Origin of the sequence: Pseudoflavonifractor sp. An85, from assembly GCF_002161235.1 — a bacterium.
Taxonomy (GTDB): domain Bacteria; phylum Bacillota; class Clostridia; order Oscillospirales; family Oscillospiraceae; genus Enterenecus.
Genome location: NZ_NFHE01000001.1, coordinates 194,611 through 213,989, shown reverse-complemented (window position 1 = coordinate 213,989; position 19,379 = coordinate 194,611). Strand labels below are relative to the sequence as shown.

The following is a 19,379-nucleotide window of genomic DNA, read 5'->3' as shown; positions in this document are numbered from 1 at the left end:
GCGCCCCGCATTCCGGACAGAATTTCACGCCCGGGGCAGCGGACGCGCCGCACGAGGGGCATACCGTACCGTCAGGCGCGGCCGGAGTTTGTGCAGCAGTCTGCGCAGCCTTGGCCGCTTCCGCTTCCGCACGGATCCGGCCGATTTCCGCCTGTGCCTGCGCCGCTGTTCCCTATACGGCATAATGCCGGTCCGGCACGAAACAGCGGCGGTTGATCATCAGCTCGTTCTCAAGGTACTGGGCAACCTTATCGGCTACGGCGGTCACCGCCCGTTCCTCTCCCTGGGCCGACAGGCCGGGACAGGGTTCACGCATGGAAACCGTCAGTCCGGTCCCCACATCCTGTATCTCTGTCGAAAGGCTGAAGGTGCTGACGTTCCCGTAAACCGAAAGCCGGGCGACCACCGCGCCGCTTTCCTCTTTCCGGTATTCCGCCCCCTCCGCGTCCAGCACGTCGTAAACGGCCATCTGCACATACCGCCGGACATAGGGAAGGAGCCTTTTCACCTGACGCATTCCGTTTCCCTCCTTGTCATGTATTCCTTGTTTGCGGTTTTCCGCCGCTTCCCTATTCGATGTAACCGCTGATGGGCTCTGCATACATTTTGTTTTCAGTCACCGGCTTGTAGCGGTCACTGCCGGTGCTTTCATACCATCCGGCCTCCGCCCGGTAGATTTCGCCGGTCTGCGTGTCGTACACGCGCTCGTAGCCGCCGGTTTCGTCGCTCTGCATCTGGCTGGTGATGTCCTGCTCGACGTTCCGGTCCTCCCAGGCCGCCATGATGATTTCCAGCCTCTCGTTGGTGATGCGGCTGATTTCCTTTGACATCGCCACCTTTTCTTCACCGGCCTGCTCAGTGGCTTTTACGAAACTCTCAGAATAGGCGAGCGTTCCAAGGCATTTGGTGAGGACGCTCTCCCATTCGATGAAGGTATCCTTCGCGGCGGTGACCGCCATGACGTTGTATGCCATGTAGTAGCCGCCGTCCGCCCGGGGGATGATATATCCTACCGGCAGTCCTGCGGCAATATCAACGCTTCCGAAGTCCACCACCGACGCGGCGAACATCCCCTCGCCTTCCTTGCCGTTTTCGGTAAAGGACGCCCGCAGCGTCTCTTCTCCCAGAGCATACGAGGACAGGAGACTGGCCGAGGCAAAGCGGTCGGTCACGGCAAAGCCGTCAAACCGGGGGAAGGTATAGCCGGCATAGCTCGGCTCCCACTGCTCTACAAACGCCGCGTATTCCGAAAACAGCTTGAAAAAGTTTTCGGTGGAGGGGGTTGTCAGCACCGGCGCCTGGGAAAGCATCTGCGCCCATGTGTTCCCCATGGTGACGTTATACGCATAGGCGTCCTTTCCCTCCTGGCTGTGCAGCAGGCCCTCCGCCTTCAGCAGGACAAACATCTGGTTGAGGGGCTGGCTGGGATCCTGCACCCGGATGGAATGGTACATGGCCGTACCGCCGCTGGTGACTGTCCAGCCCTTGGGGATCTGCAGGCTGAAATCCGCCGTTTCATACAGCTCGGTTTCGATGGACCTGGCCGCTGTCTCAGTGATTTTTACGTCGTTTTCTTCTTTCGTGATGGTCCCGTCGCTGTTGACGACAGGCTCCTTTCCGCCCGGCTGCCCCTGCCCGGCGCAACCGGCGAGGGAGAGCGCCAGCGCCGCCGCCAGCAGCAGGGATAATACGCTTTTCTTTTTCATAGCAGAATGCCTCCTGATCGATTTTTATTAATTTCAATAGCCATCCAGAGCGAGGAGCTTCTCCATCACATCCGGCGGGTATGCGATGTAGCCCGATTCATAGTCCTCGCCTATCGCCTCCGTGGCGGGGAGAAGCTTGTAGTCCGCCGTGATGATATAATCATGGGCGATGGTGAGCACGTCGCTGTAATACCGGCTCAGCAGCTCCAGCTTTACAAGCCGGTAGCGGTTGCCGCCGCCGAATTTTGGGAGATAGGCGGCGGGGGTGCCGTCGGCGTTGGTGGTCTTTTCCTCATAGCTCAGATCATTCTCGGAGATATCGTCGTACATGATCTGGTAAAACGCCTGATCGGTCGCCAGGATGTTCCCATTTAAGATGGCAACCGCTTTTTCTCCGTCCCCCACGGCCTCGTCCGCCACCTCGTAAACAATATAGCCGTCCTCACCGTCGTCAAAATAGTACCCGTCAGATGGGATTTTCCGTTCTGCCGCCGCCTCCAGCTTCCCGTCTGCGATCAGCAGATAGCTGCCTCCGACGTGCACAATCCGCTGGGCTCTGTCCCGCAGCCCGACGTCCTCGGTCAGCGTTTTTCCGTCTGCGTTGTAGCGCCAGGCGTGCGTCAGGACAGGATGGAGATACTTGCTCTCCGTCGCAGTGTACGGGCCGTTGTTGCTGGCAGACTTGACCGAATACCGTTTGCCGCCCCGGTAGACCACCTCCAGGTCGGCGCCGTTGAAATCGTTGGCCTGGAGGTAGACGGGCTGTTCCGCAAGGGGCAGGGTTCCCACCTCCCGGCAGTTCTGTCCCCCCGGCAGGGTCGCGTCGCAGCGGTACTGATAGATTTTTCCGCCGGACAGGAAGACGCTGGACAGATTGCCGCCGGCCTTTTTGGGGTTGAGATCCGAAAAGACGGTTTGCAGGCTCAGCACGCCTTCTGCGCCGGTAAAGGTTTTGTAATCCGACTGGTCAAAGGCGACGCCCCGCTTTTTCAAAAGCTCCTGCTCCAGCGTTTCCGGCTCAGGTTCCGGCTCCGGCGCCGAAGCGGCAGGCGTGCTGCTGGCGGACGCTGTGGAGCTGCCTGTATCGGAAGACGGCTCCGAAGGCTCCGTCCCGCCGGAGCAGCCGACAAGCAGCAACCCCATCGCCAGCAGAAGCGGCAGCAGCCGCCTGCAGAGGCTTCGCTTTTTGGTATATTGAATCAAATCGGTTTGTTCGTTCATTCTCTTTCCTCCTGAAGCTGGTGTGCGGACAGCAGGGCTTTCTCAGCCCTCCAGTTTCAAAACCCCGCGGTTCACCTTCATGGCAAGGATCCGGCGCACACTTTGGTTGATCCGCTCTTCGCTGATTTCTCCCAACGCGACCGCTTCCTCCAAAGCGGAGACGGCCGCCTGCGGGTTTGACGGGCAAAGCAGGATATCTACTCCTGCCGACACCGCACGGCGGGCGATTTCCCCGCTGGTATAGGAGTCGGTCAGCGCCTTCATCTGCAGCCCGTCGGTAATGACCACTCCCTGAAAGCCCAGCTCCTCCCTGAGCAGCTCCGTGACGATGCGGTAGGAAAACGGCGCGGGCTGGGCGGCGTCGATTTCGGTCAGGATCAAATGCCCGATCATCACCATATCGCTGCCGGAGGCAATCCCCGCCCGAAAGGGCAGCAGTTCCTCCCGGCGCAGCTGTTCGAGGGGCTTCGACACATATACAGCGCCGTCATGGGAATCGGCCAGCGCATCCCCGTGGCCTGGGAAGTGCTTCAGCGTGGTTGCCACGCCGCCGCTGTGAAAGCCCCGGACCGCCTCAGGGATCAATTCAGCCGCCTGTGCGAAATCGTCGCTGTAAGCCCGGTCGCCGATGACCGTATTGTCCGGATTCGACCACACATCCGCCACCGGAGCCAGGTCGGCGTTAAATCCCAGCACCCGCATATCCGAAGCAATGGTGTGGGCGTTCTGCCTCGCGGTTTCCGCCCCCCTGGTCCCTATACCCGAACATCGGCCCGATATATGTCGTACCCACCGTACTCATCAGCCGGTTGACGCGCCCGCCTTCCTCGTCGCAGGTCAGTATGAGCGGTATTTTGGAATAGCTCTGGGTGTTGGACAGCATTTTACATACCTGCTGCCGGCTTTTCAGGTTGGGACGGCTGTATATCAGGCCGCCCACCGGCATATCAACAAGCGCCTGCCGTGTGGTTTCTCCGGCCGCTGTTACACCGGAAACGCCGGTGAGCAGTTCCGGGCTGAGAACCAGCATCTGGCATATCTTACCGCGCAGAGACATCCCTGCCAAAATATCGTCTATACTGCTCCAGGCGACAGAGGGCCTGCCGCTCTCCGGCGGCTTGCTCTGACTTTCAGGAACGCTTGACGACGGGGCGGACGGTTCGTACGCACTCTCCGCCATCTGAGATGGAGCCTGTGTCTCAGACGTTTCCTGCGACGCCGGTATGCCGGATTCCTGGGAAACAGAACTGCCCGAAGAAGTGCTGGGATTTGCACACCCGCCGGATATGGCGATGAAAGCGCAGCACAAGGCGGCGAGCATTCTCTTCCATTTTATCCCCGTCATTTCTCACACCTCCTGTCCCCTGAAGCGGCGTTTTTTAAGCGTCTTCCTCCCCTTTCGTCATCAGGGTATTTTCCAAATGCCGGACGATCTGGTCCAGCATCTCCTGCAGAAGCCGGTACGCTCTCTGCTCCGGTATCCCGTCGCAGGGGCGGCGCAGCGAAACCGTCAGTTCGGTTCCAAACGCTTTTTCCTCCGCCGTTATGGAAAGGGAGACGTCTGTTCCGTCCTCTCTCCATTCGGCAATAACCCTTCCCGGCGCTTCCTCCCCAAAAGCAATCCCTTCCTGCCGCAGCATACCATACACCGAGCGCAGGACATAGGAGCGCACATAGGGAAGTTCTCTTTGAACGTATTCCATCATTTCTTCTCCTCCTGAATTTTTGGGGAATCGTGGCGGACGCCGGGAAGAAGTAGATTCCTACGCCCTCATTTTAGGTGAAAAGAGGCCGGATTGTCTATGCGTAAACCCCGCCAATCGTATCAAAACAGGTGGCGGTGAACCGCCATTTTTCAAAAAACCGATGGCGGTCAACCGCCATTTGTTCATATTATATAAATCAAAGCAACTATTTTGATGCTTTATATATGCACAACTTCTAATCGTTCCAAATAGGGGTTGAGGTGTACTTTTCGTTCCTGATTTTTCCTTTCCCGGATGCCGAATGGCGTAAATTTCATTTTTCAAGTGGGGAAAACGATGTTTTTTATCAGGACAATTCGTTACCGCACACAAAAACACCCTGCCTCTCCTGAGAGAAAGCAGGGTGTTCTTTTATCCTGTATGTTAATCGTTACGGTAAAGCAGGTACATAGTGATGCGGGATTTTGCGCCCGTCTTTTCGTACAGGGCGGAGATATGCCGTTCCACCGTCCGCTTGGACAGGAACAGGCAGTCGGCGATCTCCTGGGCGCTGCTGTCCGAAGAAATCATCTGGGAAAATACATCCCATTCCCGTTCGGTCAGCCCGTATTTTGCGATGAACGCCTCCCTGCGCTCTTCGTCCGACTTTTGGGAAGCAGGCGGCTCCTTGGGCTCCATGACGGCGTTCATGCGGGCGGTATACACGGCCATAGCAACGCTGACCGCCACGAACAGCACCAGGGCGATGACAATGGCGGCCAGGCTGTTGCCGGTGGACAGCAGCGCCACCGATCCGCTGGCGATCAGGGCGGCGCTCACGTTATTCATGGCGCGGCCCATGCCCGCCCACAGCGACGGCAGGCGCATATGCCGGGAAAGCTCCATAAAGCCCGCTGTGAAAAAGACAACGAAAAAGCCCGAGGACAGGTAAAAGACCACCAGTCCGATCAGGAACGGAGCGCCCAGGTTCAGTACCACAATGGACAGAACCGACATCATCATCACGCAGTACATAATAAGCCCCATATACTTCCGCTTGCGGATATCGAAGACAAAGCCTGCGGCGAGGCCGCTGAATGCCAGCAGCAGGCGGGGCCACTGCCCGATATCCGTCCCGCTCGCATGACGGAGAGTCACGGCATTGTCCAGTGTGCTGAACACGCAGGCCATCAGCACTACCAGCAGCGCCAGCATAATGCCCGCCGTCCGTTTTTTCCGGGTGAGGGAAATGTCTTCCGCAGGTTCCGAAGAGGCGCCCGCAGTCTCCGTCATTTCGATGCGGCTTTGGGCGGCCTGTCTCGTTCAGATGACCAGCAGGCTCAAAGCCGCCAGGAATACCGAAAGAAACGCCGCCTCCGCAACCTCCAGGTTGACAAGGTTGTTGTTTGCATACTGGAGCAGAATTCCCAGGGCGTAGGCGATCCCCGCCAGCCGTGCCAATGCATTGTCGCCGTCTATGGTGACGGCAGCCAGATAGTGGACGGCGCTGCCGAAAACGCCCAGCAGCAGGAAGAGCACCATCCCTGCCGTCATGGTCGCCGCATAGGAGATATGCTGCTGGACAATGAAGGTACAGATAATCGCACCCAGCGCCAGGATAAAGGTCAGCGCGCTTTTATAGCGCCTCCCGCCCCAGCGTTCCATGGCCGGATACAAGAAAAAGCCGACGGCGCTGGCGCCCAGCGCATAGTTCTGGGCAATGACAGTTCTCCCTTCCGTCACCGACAGAGAAATCATATTGACAAACAGATATTCCGCCCCTAAAAAGACAAAAGTAAAAATACCGATCAGCAGAATGGCGTTGACAGACGCCGGCTTTCTCAGTTCCCCTTTCATCGTACCACCCTTTCCACAGAAGCCGCTGCAGGCGTCCCGTTATTTCTCCGATTCTTCCGTCAGCTCCACTACATCCCCGATGTCACAGCGGAGCGCCCGGCAGATCCGCTCCAAAACCTCCAGGCTCACATATTCGTCCCGGTTCAGCTTTGCTATCGTAGAGGAGGACACATCTGCCAACTCTGTCAGGGCGGATTTTTTCATCTTTTTATCAATCAGCAATTTCCACAGCCGGTTGTACTGGACAGCCATACGCTTCATCTCCCGCCTTGTTTATGGAAGACAGTATAGCACAAAAATCGTGAAAAGCCAATGGATTTTATGAGATGTCACATATTTTTACGAATGTTAAGCCAAAAGAAAGCAGCCGCTCCTTTTACAGGCTCCTTTTACAGCCATAGACATTTACCGCTTTTTATTTCCAACGAGGTGAAGAAGCTAAAATACAGGGGAAAGGAGTACGATTATTTTCTGTTTACTCTGCAATGTTTATTACCTCGACACCTTTGCTCTTAGCGTAGTTCACTGTATAAAAAGTTCCGCCCTTGTTTTCTGTGAGATAAGAAATACAAGCAGAACTGTTATCAACCAGATGGCGATTGCGTTTATGCATACAGCCCCTCGTGTACTCCTGAGAAGTATATACAACTTTATCGGCCTTCTGTTTGATGTCATCGTATATCTCTATATCTTCCTGCGACCATCCTCTCGTTTGAGAGAAGCAAGGAAGCACGAGGATCAGACGAATATCAGGATAACGTTCCTTCAATTTGAGAACCGCAAAAACAGTACCATCCATACGGTAAATGGCTCCGGCTGCACTGGCAAGTTCTAATATTTTTTTGTGTTGCAAACTATAGATGATTTCGGCATCTTTATATCGCAGGAACTGTCTGCGAATCCTTTTAGCACTCTCCCTTACATCGTTACGTTTTTTCAGGTCATAATATGCTCTTGTCTCTTCACTAATCATTGTCTTTGTTCCTTTCGGTTTTAATTTTGTCATGACACAAGCAGACCTAACAAAAAAAGAGAACACCTTCTGAAATTACTTTCAAAAAGTGTTCTCTATACAGCAAGTACTGTATTGTGTTTTATCCTTACAACAATTCATTCTGCTTCACAATTCTTCAAAATTATATGAAAAATTGTTGTCAATTTGTTGTCAACTCGGATTTGAGATGCCGAAAACCCTTGATTTTACTGGATTTTTTAGTCCAGAGGCTTCATTGTGGGGAACACCCCGCCGGTCTCTTCATCCGGTTTCGTCACGGCCTGACGTGTTGAAAAAGCGCCATTTTTACGAGGTTTTTCTAACTTTTTGGATTCCATAGGATGTCCTCCTGCTCCGTCTGATTCGGGGCAAAAGTTGTAGAAAAGTTGTAGAAAGTTGTATTGGCACGAAATCGGCTCAATGACGACTTAAAATTGGCACAACGAATGGCTACATTGTTTTCAAAGGGAACATTTTGAAAACCGCCCCACTTACAGTAAAAACTGCACGAACTTTGTATAGGATTGCCAAGCAAATCCATACATAAACAAGTATAGCATAAGTCTCAAAGATATTCAAGTCAACGGTTTTTTCGTTGGCGAACTCAATTTCATACCTTATATATAAAAAGGAGAAAGCTATGCCAACCTATCAATTACAAATTAAACAGGTGGTGGACTACCCACGCTGCCGGATCTACCGGCAGTTCGTCCGCTTTCTGATGGAGGACCGGAGCATTCGCGTAAGCGGAGGCTCCGGCCTTTTTTATTTTACGGTACTTTGCAGTTACGCAAACTTCCGCACCTCATACCGCCGCATCGACGGCATCAGCTATACCGTCTACCCCGGCGAATGGGTCTGCACCCTCAAAGAACTGTCCCAATGGTTCCGCACCCGGTTCCAGTGCCAGGCGCTGGCCGAGCTGGAACGGCTACAGAAGCAGCACCTCATTTCTTTCCAGGCCCTGGGCCGCGGAAATGTAGTCCGCTATAAGATCTGCGACTGGGCGCGGCATAACACGGTCCTGGAATACAATGCCCCCTGCCAGAAGGACACCGGCTTTTTCTTCCTGCCGGTTTCTGTTGCTACCGATCTTATCAGTTCAGACCGCTGCTCCGAGATGGACATTGTGCTGGACCTGTGGATCTCCGCCATCTACAACGACAATCAGGTGCAGGGATCAGACCTGGGGCCAGTGGTCTATTTCCGCAACGGCACCGGCAATCCCCTTGTTACCTACACGGAGCTGGCTGCCCGCTGGGGGCTGTCCCGGGCGACAGTCGGCCGTGTCCTGAAAAAGCTGGCCGCGCTGGACTATCTCTCCCTCATGTCCTTCCCGGGCCGGCATGGCAGCGTGATTTATCTGCAAAAATATCTGTCCACCATGTTTGAGATCTCGGATGTGATGGTAGATAAAGAGGAGGTCGCTATGACGCTTAACATACGCCTGGAACTCCCGAAGGAGGACAGCGCAGGCCACGACGCTCCTGCCTTGGAGCATGAGGTCATCGTTTCAGATGAACTCGCCAGCGTTTCAAAATCGCACATTGAAATTATCCTTCAGAAAATGGCGCAAATCCTGATGGCACAAGGGATTTCGTGCTTTGGCTGCCCGCTCTCTCGCTACAAGTTATATCCCTTATCGGGCGACTGCCGGGAAGATTTACTTCCCCGCGCGCGAGAGCAATCCCTGCTGCGTTTCGGCCTTGCTGTTCTGTGCGGGAACAAGCAGGTCACCACTTTTGAACTTACACTCTCTCCCTCGGTGGAGAATTGAACAGGAGGTCTTACCATGAAGAAATTTGTTGAAAAAGATGTCGCAGAGAACCCTCTGTACCATGATACCTGGAAACTGCTGAAAAAATATCGCGACGTGGTTTGGAGCTTGGAGATTTCCGTCCAGCATGTGCGGGCCAAGTTCGAGATCGAATACGGCACTTCCATCGAGGAATTTCTGGATTCCGTCTACCTGGCCGGCGCAGACCTGAACGGGAGTGACATTGAGCACCATGCCAAGTGCATTGAGCGCAGCCACAAGATGCTGAAACTCCTGGATTCGGCAGTCGAATTGCTCCGCACCCGCCATAAGAACGGCGAGGCGTATTACTGGCTGCTGTACTACTCCTTCCTCTCTCCCCAGCAGCTGAAGAATGTGGAGGAAATCATCGAGAACCTGCGCCCGCACATCCGGGACATCTCCTTCCGCACCTACTACCGCAAGCGGCGGGAGGCCATTGACGCCCTCAGCTCGGTGCTGTGGGGCTACACCTCCAAGGACAGTCTGGATGTGCTGGAGCAGTTTTTCCCGGAGCCAAAAGCCACCGAAAAAAAGGCGGGCAAATAATTGGCACACTTCGGGATTGAAATTGGCGCGTTCCTGCCCTTGAGCCGTAAATCCCTATGTGTTAGACTGAATATGCTCAAACTTGTATCCAAAACTGAACGGGCGGCGAACAGCACCTTTTCCAAGGTGCTTTTTTGCTGCCTAAATGGTCTTTGGCCGGAGAAGGAGTCCACATCTGCACGACGGATGCGGGCTCATTCTTTGCTTCTTTGAGCGACGAACATCACATTTGGATTGGAGGTCCGCAAATTGAAAAAACTGAAAATTCTTCAACAGCAGCGGCGGGAAGACGATAGCAGCCCGCCTCGTCGAGTTTCCATCGGCCGGATCGCCTATACGGCGTTCCTCTGTGTGACGATGGCAATGATGTTCTGCCAGCCGGCCTTTGCCGCAACCGATGTTTGGACGAAGGCCAAGGAGATCATGCAGGATGTCTACACGCAGATCCTCGCCATCTCCACCATTGCGGCCATCGTGACCGCCTCGGTGGCGCTTCTGCTCATGAACTTTTCCCGCTCCGGCCGGACAGTCGATGAGAGCCGGGCATGGCTGAAGCGTATCTGCATCACTTGGGCCGTCCTCAATGGTCTTGGATTCATCATGGCTTATGTGACGCCTCTGTTCTCTGGTGGTCAGTGGACAGGCTGATTGCCGCCGCAATATACCCACTGGAAGGAGGCGTAAGCTATGGGTATCCTGGATGGCATCGTTGAATGGATCGCGGAGCAGGTAATGGCCGGCCTTGACCTTGTGACCACTTCGGTTTTGGGCGCTCTGGGCTGTGACATGGCTGTGTTTCTGCGGTACTTTCCCGCTGCCGAAACGATGTATAGCGTCTTTGTGGCGCTGGCTGTCGGCATTATCCTGCTGAATTGGGTCTGGCAGCTGTTCAAAAACTTCGGTCTGGGCGCAGGGATTGAGGCGGAAGATCCGGTCAAATTGAGCATCCGGTCGGTCATTTTCATCCTGCTGGCGCTCTTTTCCGATGAAATCGTCAACATTGTCCTGACCATCGGCGGCACACCGTACCGCTGGATCATGGATTCGGAGCTTCCGCCCCTCAGCTTTGCCGATTTTAACTCGGTCATGCTGGTGATCATCGGTGTCTGCGCCAATGGCGCTGTGGCGTTGATCACCCTGATCCTCGTCATCATCCTGGCCTGGAACTACCTGAAATTGCTGCTGGAGGCGGCGGAACGGTATGTTCTGCTGGGCGTGCTGGTCTATACGGCGCCGGTCGCTTTTTCAATGGGCGCAAGCCAGACCACATCGAACATTTGGAAATCCTGGTGCCGGATGCTGGGCGGGCAGATTTTTCTGCTGATTATGAATGCCTGGTGCCTGCGCCTGTTCACGAGCATGGTTGGCTCTTTTATTGCCAATCCGCTCTCTTTGTAAGGAGGGGCGCTTTGAAAAAATTTAAGAAAATTTTGTTCCTCGCGCTGATGATTGCGACTCTCTCCTGCCTGTTCTGCCAGCCGGCTTTTGCCATTTCCGAGGAAGAGGTGCAGGCCCAGGTAGACGCTGTGGGCAAGGAGACGGTTTCCGGCAATGTCCTGATCTGGTTCATGTGCGCGATAGGCTTTCTGAAAGTCTCGCAAAAGATTGACTCATTCATGGCAAGCCTGGGCGTCAATGTGGGCCACACCGGCGGCAGTATGCTGGCTGAGGCCATGATTGCGGCCAAGGGCATCGGCGGCTTTAAGAACTTCTCCAGTCACCATTTTGGCGGCGGACGCAGCAGCAGCTCCACCCATGTCAATGCCAATGGCGGTGGTGGTAAAGGCGGCGCCGCCGGATTTGGCGCAGGCTTTGCCAGCGGCGGTCTGGCCGGTGTGATCAAGCGGAATGTCACGAACAATGCCGTCAAAACGGCCACAACGCCCTCGGACGCCAAGCCTTCCGGCCTGGGCGGTCTTGTGGGCGGCGCTGCAGGCGGCGTCGGCGGCCACATTTATTCTTCCTCGGTGAGCAAGGGCGGTGATTTCGCCAATCATGTCGTCGGCTCTGTGGCAACCGGGAACATCACCCAAATGGGCACGATCACCGGCGAAAAGGCTGTTGAAGCCCTGCACTCCTATATGGGCCACACGGCACTTGGGCCTGGGGCAGAGAATATCCCCACCTACCAGAATGTCGAGATCGGCGGCGGCCGTATCACCGGCACGGAGGTCACGCCGGAACACCCGGAGGGCATTGCCTTCGGTATGTACCATGCGGACCAGTATGTTGCGCCGGAGGGCCAGTACACGACAGTTCACGCCGCAGACGGCACCGCCTGGTATAAGCAGTATGCGGTGGACGCAGTGGATAAGACGCCCTACATGGCCCCGGACGGCTCGATTGCCTACAACGAGTCCATTGTAAAGAAGCTGCCGCCCACCCCAAAACGAAAGGATAAGATCTGATGGCTGAAGAACGCAAGGACAGCTTTGCTGAAACGGTAGACACTGCGGCCTCCGCAGCGCATACGGTCAAGAGCGCCATCAAGGCCGGCAAGGCGATTTCCGGCGCGGCCAAGGGCGCTGCCGCCGGCGGTCCCTATGGGGCTGTGGCCGGGGCGGTTTGGGCCGGGCGCAAGCATATCGGCAAGATCATCGCCGTCATCATTACTCTGCTTTTGCTGCCGGTCCTGTTTGTTTTGATGCTGCCCGGGCTGATTTTCGGCGGTTTGATCAACGCTTTTTCACCGGCGGATACAGAACAGCCTATCTTAAACAGCGAAACTGCTATCGTGGAGAGCGCCAACGACATCACTTTTACCATCAACTCTATCTTGGGCGAGGCGCTGGACGATGTGATGACCCGCATTGAAGCAGACTTTGCTTCTTCCGGCGCTGACCAGATGGAGGTCAAAAATCCCTATTCGGCCGGCCCCGTCTATAACGCCAATCTCATCGTCTCGCAGTATTGCGCTGCCCGGGATGAGGATTTTGAGAGCATTTCGCTGGATGATCTGGCCGCTGTCCTGCGGGAGAACAAAGAGCATCTCTACTCTTATACCAGCGTGCGGGAGAGCCGTGAGGTCACATCGGAAGACCCGGAGACCGGGGAGGAAACCACAACCACCGAGATCTGGATGGTCTACACCATCCGCTACAACGGCGAGTCTTATCTTGCTGACCATATTTTTGCGCTTACGGACGAGCAGAAAGAGCTTGCCTCCGATTATGCCTCAAACCTGAGCATGTTCCTGGGGGACGGCCTGCTGCAGAACCTGACGGAATGGACTGGAAACAGCATCCCCTCTCTGGGCGATGTTACCTTTACAGACGGCGTGACGCCGGTAGTCTATTTCAACCAGCTGGACGAGCGTTATGCCAGCCAGCCCTACGGCACCGACAATATCGGCGGCTACGGGTGCGGGCCTACCGCTATGTCCATTGTGGTATCCTCCCTCACGGATGAAACTGTGGACCCGGTGGCGATGGCTCAGTGGTCTTACGAAAACGGCTACTGGTGCAAGAGCAGCGGCTCTTATCACGCTTTGATACCCGCCGCCGCTGAGGCATGGGGCCTGCCGGTATCCGGCTGCACGACTTCCGAGCCCCAGCGGATACTGGACGCCCTGGCTGAAGGAAAGCTGGTGGTGGCGATTATGGCAGAGGGCCATTTTACTTCATCCGGGCATTTTATCGTTCTCCGTGGCGTGAAAGACGGTCAGATTATGGTGGCGGACCCGGCCAGCTACAAGCGCAGCGAACAGCTCTGGGATCTATCCATCATCCTAAACGAAGCAAGCCGCCGTGCTGGAGCAGGCGGTCCTTTCTGGATCATAGGCTGACCTGCCCCTCGGCTGCGGAAACGAGGTAATACATGAGCAACAAAAACGACCATGATACTTATATCATACCGCCGAATTTTATAGAAACAGGCACTTTTTTCGGCGGTATGTTCCGTGCGCGGAATGTAATCGAGGCCGGCATCCTGGTGTTTGCCATCGGGGCGCCGGTTTTTCTGTTCCTTCCGTTTGGGCTGACCACCCGCATCATCATTTTGTGCCTGACTGCTCTTCCGGTGGGGCTGGTCGCTTTGATCGGCATATCCGGGGAGAGCCTTTCGCAATTCCTGGTCATTTTTTTGAAATACCTGCGGAACCGCCGCGTTGTCGGCGGTGATGGTGCGCAGCCGGAGGAAAAAGCGGCGCCCTCCAAATCGGCAGGCAAGCATCTCAAACAGCGGCCTCCCAAGGAGAAAAAGCCCAAGGCCCCGAAGCGCCGGCGGTCTGGCGAGGCAGATTTCCCGGCTGAGTTTGATGAAGTGCGCGGCTATGAGATCCGTGAAAAGCTGCGGCCCAAGAAAAATTCCAAAAAGGAGCGTCCTGCCAAGGCCAATAAGGCGAAAAAGAAAGCAAAGGAGCGCCCTGAAAAGGAGCGCCTGCCTAAACGCCCTGCCCATGTCAAGGAGCAGAAGCCCGCCTGTCTCAATCCGGTGGCGGATTATCTGCCCATCGAGAAGGTAGAGAACGGCATTATCTACACCAAGGACCATCGGTTTGTCAAGGTGGTCGAGGTGGTCCCTATCAACTTTATGCTGCGGAGCGCCCGGGAGCAGAGGAATATCATCTACTCCTTCGTTTCGTACTTGAAAATCTCGCCCGTCAAGCTTCAAATCAAGGTCCTGACCCGCCGCGCGGACATCAACCGCCACCTGGACACGGTGCGCCGGGAGATGGCCCATGAGGAAAACGAGCAGTGCCGCTTGATGCAGGAGGATTACCTGAACTTTGTGCAGCAGGTCGGCTCCCGTGAGGCTGTTACACGGCGGTTCTTCCTGATTTTCGAGTATGAGCCCTGGGCCAATACCCGGCGGTCGGAGCAGGAAGATGAAGCAATCCAGTCCCTCCAGAGCGCCGTCCATACGGCCTCCAATTATCTGCGCCAGTGTGGAAACGAGGTCATCGCCCCTGAAAACGAGGATGAATTTACCGTTGATGTCCTCTACAACCTGCTGTGCCGGAACGAGAGCGCCGTCAAGCCGCTGTCGGTACGGGCGCAGGAGGTGGTGGCGCAGTATATGGAGCACGGGCGGGAGAATGAAATAGACCATATCCCGGCAGCGGAGTTTGCCGCCCCCCGAAGCATTGATTTTTCCCACGGGCGCTATATCTGCATGGATGGATTGTACTATGCCTATCTGCTGATCCCCTCGGACGGGTATAAAACGCAGGTGCCCGCGGGCTGGCTGAGCCTGATCGTCAATGCCGGCGACGGCATCGACATGGATATGTTCCTTGCCCGCCAACCTAAAGAACGCATCATCCAGCGGGTGGGCCAGCAGCTCCGTATCAACCGCTCTAAAATCAAAGACGCCAGCGACACAAACACCGATTTTGATGACATTGACGGCGCTATTCGGAGCGGATATTTCTTGAAGGAAGGTCTTGCCAACAACGAAGATTTTTATTACCTGAATCTGCTGATTACTGTGACAGCCCCCTCTGTGGAGGATTTGGAGTGGAAAGTCAGCGAAATGAAAAAACTCCTGCTGTCGCAGGATATGAATGTCAGCGCCTGCCATTTCCGTGAAGAGCAGGCGTTTCTTTCTGCCCTCCCGCTGGTTTCCATGGAAAAAGGGCTTTACGAGCGCGGCAAGCGCAACCTGCTGACGGGCGGCGCGGCCAGCTGCTATCCCTTCACCTCGTTTGAGATGTGCGATGACAATGGCATTCTTTTGGGAGTCAACAAATATAACAGCTCTCTGATTATCGTGGATATTTTCAATTCCGCGATCTATAAGAACGCCAATATGGCGATCCTGGGCACCAGCGGTGCCGGTAAGACCTTTACTCTTCAACTGATGGGGCTCAGGATGAGGCGCAAGAACATCCCCGTTTTTATCATTGCGCCGCTAAAAGGGCACGAGTTCCACCGGGCCTGTGCCAATGTGGGCGGAGAATTTATCCAGATCTCCCCGGCCAGCCCGCACTGCATCAATGTCATGGAAATCCGCAAGGTGGATCGGTCGGTCAATGAAATACTGGATGGCCCCGGTATCCAACTCTCGGAACTGGCGGCGAAGATCCAGCAGCTGCACATTTTCTTCAGCTTACTCATTCCCGATATGAGCCATGAGGAGCGGCAGCTTCTGGATGAGGCGCTGATCCGCACCTACAATGCCAAAGGCATTACCCATGACAACGCCTCTCTGGAAGACCCGGCCAATCCGGGCCACTACCGGGAGATGCCGGTGCTGGGCGACCTGTATGAGATTTTGAAGGCCGCCCCGGAAACCACACGAATGGCCCATATCCTCAACCGTCTGGTGAACGGTTCCGCCAGCACCTTTAACAAGGCCACCAATGTGCGGTTGGATAACAAATACACCGTACTGGACATTTCCTCCCTCACCGGCGACTTGCTGACTGTGGGGATGTTTGTCGTGCTCGACTTTGTGTGGGACCGCGCCAAAGCTGACCGCACCGAGGAAAAAGCCATTTTTATCGACGAGTGCTGGCAGCTTCTTTCCGGCGCCGGCGCCACGGGCACCCGGCTGGCCGGCGATTTCGTACTGGAAATTTTCAAAACCATCCGCGGCTATGGCGGTTCAGCGGTCTGCGCCAGCCAGGACCTGAACGACTTTTTCAATCTGGACGAGGGCCGTTTTGGGAAAGGCATCATCAACAACAGCAAGACCAAGATCATCCTCAATCTGGAGGATGACGAGGCAGAACGGGTCCAGGAGACCCTGCACCTGTCCGACGCGGAAACGATGGAGGTCACCCACTTTGAACGCGGCAACGGCTTGATTTCCACCAATAACAACAACATCATGGTGGAGTTTAAGGCCAGCCCGCTGGAAAAGGACCTGATTACCACCGACCGCCGCGAGCTGCGTGAAATTTTGGAGCGCAAACGCCGCGAGCAGGAATCTGCGTAGGTTCAAATGATATATATGCGAGGTGAATCCCATGTTTTGATGTACCGCGCTGGGTGTGCGTCTATATGACGCCTTCCATGAAGAAAAGCGCCGGTTTGACGCCCAGATGGCGTCTTTCCGGCGTTCCAATATTCGATAAGGCGTTCCGATGACGCCTTGATGACGCCATTTGATAAAGGAGGTGAGCCCCCATGAAGACCAGGGCTGAAATCTATGGAAATGAGGCTGCGGACTTGCTGCGGACGGTCACAATGTACCCTGGCCTCAGTGAACAGCAGCTTCTTTGTTTTCACCCTGGCAAAGAAGATACGGCAAAGGCCCTGCTCTCCCACCTGGAGAGGCAGGGCCGCATTTTTCAAACAGAGAGCGGCGGCTATTTCCCGGCCGGCCAGTCAGCTAAAATTGACCAGGCGCTTGTCCGGGCAGTATGGGTCCTGCTGGACTTCATTCAGCGGGCCGATTACCATGCTCCCGCTGATTTTCCTGTCAAGCTCGTTTTCTTTGCCGATGGCGAACTCTACGAGGTGGCCTGCGTTGAGGACGGGCAGGAGGCGCTTGTCTGCCATGCCCTGCGGGGCAATAAGGGAGGCAGCCGCCGCATTATTCTGGTCGATACACCGGCGCAGATCGCCAAAATCGACTGTCCCGGCATTTCCGGGTTCTGCACCGTAGAGGAAAACGGCCAGACACACTATTTCAAGAAAGCAGGAGGCACATGATTGGACCGAAAACTTATATCCCGCCGGATCGGGAGCATTCTTGATGATATATCCCGGCTGAGCAACGCGCTGTATGCGATGGACACCACCGACATCCAGCGTTACCCCGATAACTATGAGACTCTTTCCACCGATGCCGCGCTGCGGGCAGAGCGTATCGCCTGCCGGCTGCGGCATCTAATTTATTCCAGCACGACGATCCGCAAGGGCGATTATCTTAAATCCGCCAGTGTGATGCACGGTATCACCATCACCTATGAAAACGAGGTTCTTGCGGTGACGCTGCCCAGCCTTCTGCCAAAGCGCAGGCAGCGGCAGAGCGCCGAGTTTCTGCTGGACCCCCTCTATTTTGCCCTGGAGCAGTACGCCAAAGAGAACACTTTGCCCCATTACCGGGAATGTGTTGTCTGCTTCGCCCAGGTGTATGACCAGGCGCTCCCCACCAGGCGGGTGCGCGACTATGACAACTTGGAGGAAAAGCAGATTTTAGATCTGCTGTCCTCTTTTGTAATGGCTGATGATACCGGCCTGCTGTGTGATGCCTATAACACCGCCGAGCTGGGCGAGCAGGACTGCACGATGATTTTCGTCATGGAGAAGCACCGCTTTCCCGGTTGGCTTGCAGAGCATAAATCAAGCCTGAAATCCATCTCGGATTTTTGAGCATTTTGGGCCCCTTGCGGCCCGACATCCCGCGAAGCCGCCGAAAGCCCCGGATTTTCAGGCTTGCGGCCACTTGGGAGAAGCTTTATTTTACCGAAGTTCTCAGTCATTACGGTAAAAATCCAGCACCGACAAAGGAGGTGATCCCTTGGGAAAAGCAGCCGCACTTTTCCACAGCCGGATACGCTCCCGTTCCGGCTTTTATCGCTGACCGCCATCTCTGGAGAGTTCCCAACCAGCCAGCTGAACCGTCTCCCGGCCAGCCCCTACTATTTGGAGGCGGTCGTGACCTCGCTTAAAAAGAGCGGGCTGCTGCGGACCTACTACCGCGACAGGCTCCGGGGCTATCGGCTGGGGGCAAAGGCCAAGGCCGCCCTGCTGGACGGCTGGCCAGAGCGTTTCTCTTCCTACCTGACCGGCGACACCGACACCAACCGCCTCAAGAGCGAGGTGAACCGGCGGCTCCGGCTCCACCGCCTCGCGGAAACCTATGTCACGATGGACAATGCGGGGATCGGGCTCTTTCAGGATGAAAAGCCGAAGGTCTTTTCGCCGCAGGGCTATTGTGGCGAAGCCATCGAGTATCCCGCCTTTTACAGTTCCCGTGAGGTCAAGGAAATGGGGATCGACACCACGCAGGTGCGAAGCTCCCGGTTCGCAGGGGTGCTTCTGGCGCCCACCGGCATTTTTGTCACCTACAACAGCAGCGCAGCCCTGATGAAATGGCGCTGCAAGTCTGAGATGCGGGTAAAGGCGCTGATGTGGAGTGTCCTGTGCCAACAGCGTCTGGCCAGTCAGTACCGCGCCGAAGATGTGCATGGGCTGGTGCTGGGCGAGAGCATGGAACTTGCCTACCAGATGCTCACCAGTACCGGCGGGGCCAAGCACGACTATTTCATGCTGGACGGCAGCTACGACCATTTTTATTTTCTCACAAATAACCACCAGGGGGAGGTGATCCTTGCTTTACTGTGTGACCCCTTGAAAACCGCAGAGCTTAACCGCATTCTGTCCCAGGGCTTGATTACCGGAAATGCCGGAAGGGCCATAGAGCAGGATGCCGCGGAGCGGGACGGCACGCCGGTGCTGTTCGGCTACTCCTGCGACTTGCCCCGGATCGCACGCTTTAACACCTCCCTCGACCTGATGGAGCGCCCCGGCACGCTGATCTGTTTTGACTTCCAGGCAGATGTGCTGCGCCGCTACTGCGGCGGCCGGGTCCGCTTTCAAACCATTGATTTCACAAAATTCGAGGGGAGGTTGTTCCCATAGACAAGAAGAAACTCATTGCAGGCCTGATCGCTACGCCGT

General features: G+C 55.6%; 21 protein-coding genes. 10 read left to right on the top strand and 11 right to left on the bottom strand.

What is annotated here, in order from left to right:
* Positions 1-172: 172 nt before the first annotated feature.
* From B5G37_RS01200 to B5G37_RS01160, 11 genes are all read right to left on the bottom strand, one after another.
* Positions 173-517 carry a hypothetical protein gene (locus B5G37_RS01200; RefSeq protein ID WP_071442141.1) on the bottom strand — a complete coding sequence of 115 codons (345 nt, stop codon included), beginning with the start codon at positions 515-517 and terminating at the stop codon, positions 173-175.
* A 52-nt stretch (positions 518-569) separates the two neighbouring features.
* Positions 570-1,706, bottom strand: coding sequence for a hypothetical protein (locus tag B5G37_RS01195; protein WP_021950629.1), 1,137 nt, complete (start codon positions 1,704-1,706; stop codon positions 570-572).
* Between the two features lie 33 nt (positions 1,707-1,739).
* A complete protein-coding gene (locus tag B5G37_RS01190; protein ID WP_087252964.1) occupies positions 1,740-2,927 on the bottom strand; it encodes a hypothetical protein in 1,188 nt (395 codons plus the stop codon).
* A gap of 42 nt (positions 2,928-2,969) precedes the next feature.
* Positions 2,970-3,623, bottom strand: coding sequence for a glycoside hydrolase family 3 N-terminal domain-containing protein (locus tag B5G37_RS01185; protein ID WP_275532968.1), 654 nt, complete (start codon positions 3,621-3,623; stop codon positions 2,970-2,972).
* Positions 3,610-4,272, bottom strand: a complete 663-nt coding sequence (locus tag B5G37_RS15840; protein WP_087252960.1) for a glycoside hydrolase family 3 N-terminal domain-containing protein — start codon at positions 4,270-4,272, stop codon at positions 3,610-3,612. Before B5G37_RS15840 ends, B5G37_RS01185 begins: the two co-directional genes overlap by 14 nt.
* 34 nt (positions 4,273-4,306) lie before the next feature.
* The gene (locus tag B5G37_RS01175; protein WP_087252958.1) at positions 4,307-4,633 is read right to left on the bottom strand and encodes a hypothetical protein; all 327 of its coding nucleotides are present in this window, start codon (positions 4,631-4,633) and stop codon (positions 4,307-4,309) included.
* A 57-nt stretch (positions 4,634-4,690) separates the two neighbouring features.
* A complete protein-coding gene (locus tag B5G37_RS14895; RefSeq protein WP_143482846.1) occupies positions 4,691-5,011 on the bottom strand; it encodes a hypothetical protein in 321 nt (106 codons plus the stop codon).
* 45 nt (positions 5,012-5,056) lie between these two features.
* Positions 5,057-5,905, bottom strand: a complete 849-nt coding sequence (locus B5G37_RS15645) for a helix-turn-helix transcriptional regulator (RefSeq protein WP_242962724.1) — start codon at positions 5,903-5,905, stop codon at positions 5,057-5,059.
* 30 nt (positions 5,906-5,935) lie between these two features.
* Positions 5,936-6,469: a hypothetical protein gene (locus B5G37_RS15640; RefSeq protein ID WP_242962723.1), complete on the bottom strand. Its 534-nt coding sequence runs from the start codon at positions 6,467-6,469 to the stop codon at positions 5,936-5,938.
* A gap of 39 nt (positions 6,470-6,508) precedes the next feature.
* Positions 6,509-6,721 carry a helix-turn-helix transcriptional regulator gene (locus B5G37_RS01165; protein ID WP_071442138.1) on the bottom strand — a complete coding sequence of 71 codons (213 nt, stop codon included), beginning with the start codon at positions 6,719-6,721 and terminating at the stop codon, positions 6,509-6,511.
* 223 nt (positions 6,722-6,944) lie between these two features.
* On the bottom strand, positions 6,945-7,442 hold the full coding sequence (locus tag B5G37_RS01160) for a DUF6462 family protein (protein ID WP_242962722.1): 498 nt from the start codon (positions 7,440-7,442) through the stop codon (positions 6,945-6,947).
* Positions 7,443-8,103: 661 nt separating this feature from the next.
* Here B5G37_RS01160 and B5G37_RS01155 point away from each other — a divergent pair.
* The 10 genes from B5G37_RS01155 (at position 8,104) to B5G37_RS01110 (ending at position 19,340) form a co-directional block, all read left to right on the top strand.
* Positions 8,104-9,240, top strand: a complete 1,137-nt coding sequence (locus B5G37_RS01155) for a helix-turn-helix domain-containing protein (protein WP_087231558.1) — start codon at positions 8,104-8,106, stop codon at positions 9,238-9,240.
* A 15-nt stretch (positions 9,241-9,255) separates the two neighbouring features.
* On the top strand, positions 9,256-9,807 hold the full coding sequence (locus B5G37_RS01150; RefSeq protein ID WP_058963687.1) for a hypothetical protein: 552 nt from the start codon (positions 9,256-9,258) through the stop codon (positions 9,805-9,807).
* A gap of 249 nt (positions 9,808-10,056) precedes the next feature.
* On the top strand, positions 10,057-10,455 hold the full coding sequence (locus B5G37_RS01145; RefSeq protein ID WP_204217826.1) for a fimbrial protein: 399 nt from the start codon (positions 10,057-10,059) through the stop codon (positions 10,453-10,455).
* A 39-nt stretch (positions 10,456-10,494) separates the two neighbouring features.
* The gene (locus B5G37_RS01140; RefSeq protein WP_006573828.1) at positions 10,495-11,205 is read left to right on the top strand and encodes a hypothetical protein; all 711 of its coding nucleotides are present in this window, start codon (positions 10,495-10,497) and stop codon (positions 11,203-11,205) included.
* A gap of 11 nt (positions 11,206-11,216) precedes the next feature.
* On the top strand, positions 11,217-12,215 hold the full coding sequence (locus B5G37_RS01135) for a hypothetical protein (RefSeq protein WP_087236008.1): 999 nt from the start codon (positions 11,217-11,219) through the stop codon (positions 12,213-12,215).
* Positions 12,215-13,591 (top strand): C39 family peptidase, encoded by a 1,377-nt coding sequence (locus tag B5G37_RS01130; RefSeq protein WP_087231549.1) that lies wholly within the window; start codon positions 12,215-12,217, stop codon positions 13,589-13,591. Before B5G37_RS01135 ends, B5G37_RS01130 begins: the two co-directional genes overlap by 1 nt.
* A 32-nt stretch (positions 13,592-13,623) precedes the next feature.
* The gene (locus B5G37_RS01125) at positions 13,624-16,686 is read left to right on the top strand and encodes a PrgI family protein (RefSeq protein ID WP_087236007.1); all 3,063 of its coding nucleotides are present in this window, start codon (positions 13,624-13,626) and stop codon (positions 16,684-16,686) included.
* Between the two features lie 191 nt (positions 16,687-16,877).
* Entirely contained in the window at positions 16,878-17,405 is a 528-nt protein-coding gene (locus B5G37_RS01120) for a DUF5697 family protein (RefSeq protein ID WP_087236005.1), read from the top strand.
* Positions 17,406-18,068 (top strand): DUF6100 family protein, encoded by a 663-nt coding sequence (locus B5G37_RS01115; protein WP_006573834.1) that lies wholly within the window; start codon positions 17,406-17,408, stop codon positions 18,066-18,068.
* A gap of 243 nt (positions 18,069-18,311) precedes the next feature.
* Positions 18,312-19,340 (top strand): hypothetical protein, encoded by a 1,029-nt coding sequence (locus B5G37_RS01110; RefSeq protein WP_204217828.1) that lies wholly within the window; start codon positions 18,312-18,314, stop codon positions 19,338-19,340.
* The last annotated feature ends 39 nt before the right edge of the window (positions 19,341-19,379 follow it).

Bases quoted from the DNA above. Each gene is read 5' to 3' on its own strand.
- B5G37_RS01125 (WP_087236007.1), top strand. From the start codon at position 13,624: ATGAGCAACAAAAACGACCATGATACTTATATCATACCGCCGAATTTT.
- B5G37_RS01165 (WP_071442138.1), bottom strand. From the start codon at position 6,721: ATGGCTGTCCAGTACAACCGGCTGTGGAAATTGCTGATTGATAAAAAG.
- B5G37_RS01155 (WP_087231558.1), top strand. From the start codon at position 8,104: ATGCCAACCTATCAATTACAAATTAAACAGGTGGTGGACTACCCACGC.
- B5G37_RS01130 (WP_087231549.1), top strand. From the start codon at position 12,215: ATGGCTGAAGAACGCAAGGACAGCTTTGCTGAAACGGTAGACACTGCG.
- B5G37_RS15640 (WP_242962723.1), bottom strand. From the start codon at position 6,469: ATGAAAGGGGAACTGAGAAAGCCGGCGTCTGTCAACGCCATTCTGCTG.
- B5G37_RS15645 (WP_242962724.1), bottom strand. From the start codon at position 5,905: ATGACGGAGACTGCGGGCGCCTCTTCGGAACCTGCGGAAGACATTTCC.
- B5G37_RS01175 (WP_087252958.1), bottom strand. From the start codon at position 4,633: ATGATGGAATACGTTCAAAGAGAACTTCCCTATGTGCGCTCCTATGTC.
- B5G37_RS15840 (WP_087252960.1), bottom strand. From the start codon at position 4,272: ATGACGGGGATAAAATGGAAGAGAATGCTCGCCGCCTTGTGCTGCGCT.
- B5G37_RS01190 (WP_087252964.1), bottom strand. From the start codon at position 2,927: ATGAACGAACAAACCGATTTGATTCAATATACCAAAAAGCGAAGCCTC.
- B5G37_RS01160 (WP_242962722.1), bottom strand. From the start codon at position 7,442: ATGATTAGTGAAGAGACAAGAGCATATTATGACCTGAAAAAACGTAAC.
- B5G37_RS01200 (WP_071442141.1), bottom strand. From the start codon at position 517: ATGCGTCAGGTGAAAAGGCTCCTTCCCTATGTCCGGCGGTATGTGCAG.
- B5G37_RS01140 (WP_006573828.1), top strand. From the start codon at position 10,495: ATGGGTATCCTGGATGGCATCGTTGAATGGATCGCGGAGCAGGTAATG.
- B5G37_RS01120 (WP_087236005.1), top strand. From the start codon at position 16,878: ATGAAGACCAGGGCTGAAATCTATGGAAATGAGGCTGCGGACTTGCTG.
- B5G37_RS01195 (WP_021950629.1), bottom strand. From the start codon at position 1,706: ATGAAAAAGAAAAGCGTATTATCCCTGCTGCTGGCGGCGGCGCTGGCG.
- B5G37_RS01150 (WP_058963687.1), top strand. From the start codon at position 9,256: ATGAAGAAATTTGTTGAAAAAGATGTCGCAGAGAACCCTCTGTACCAT.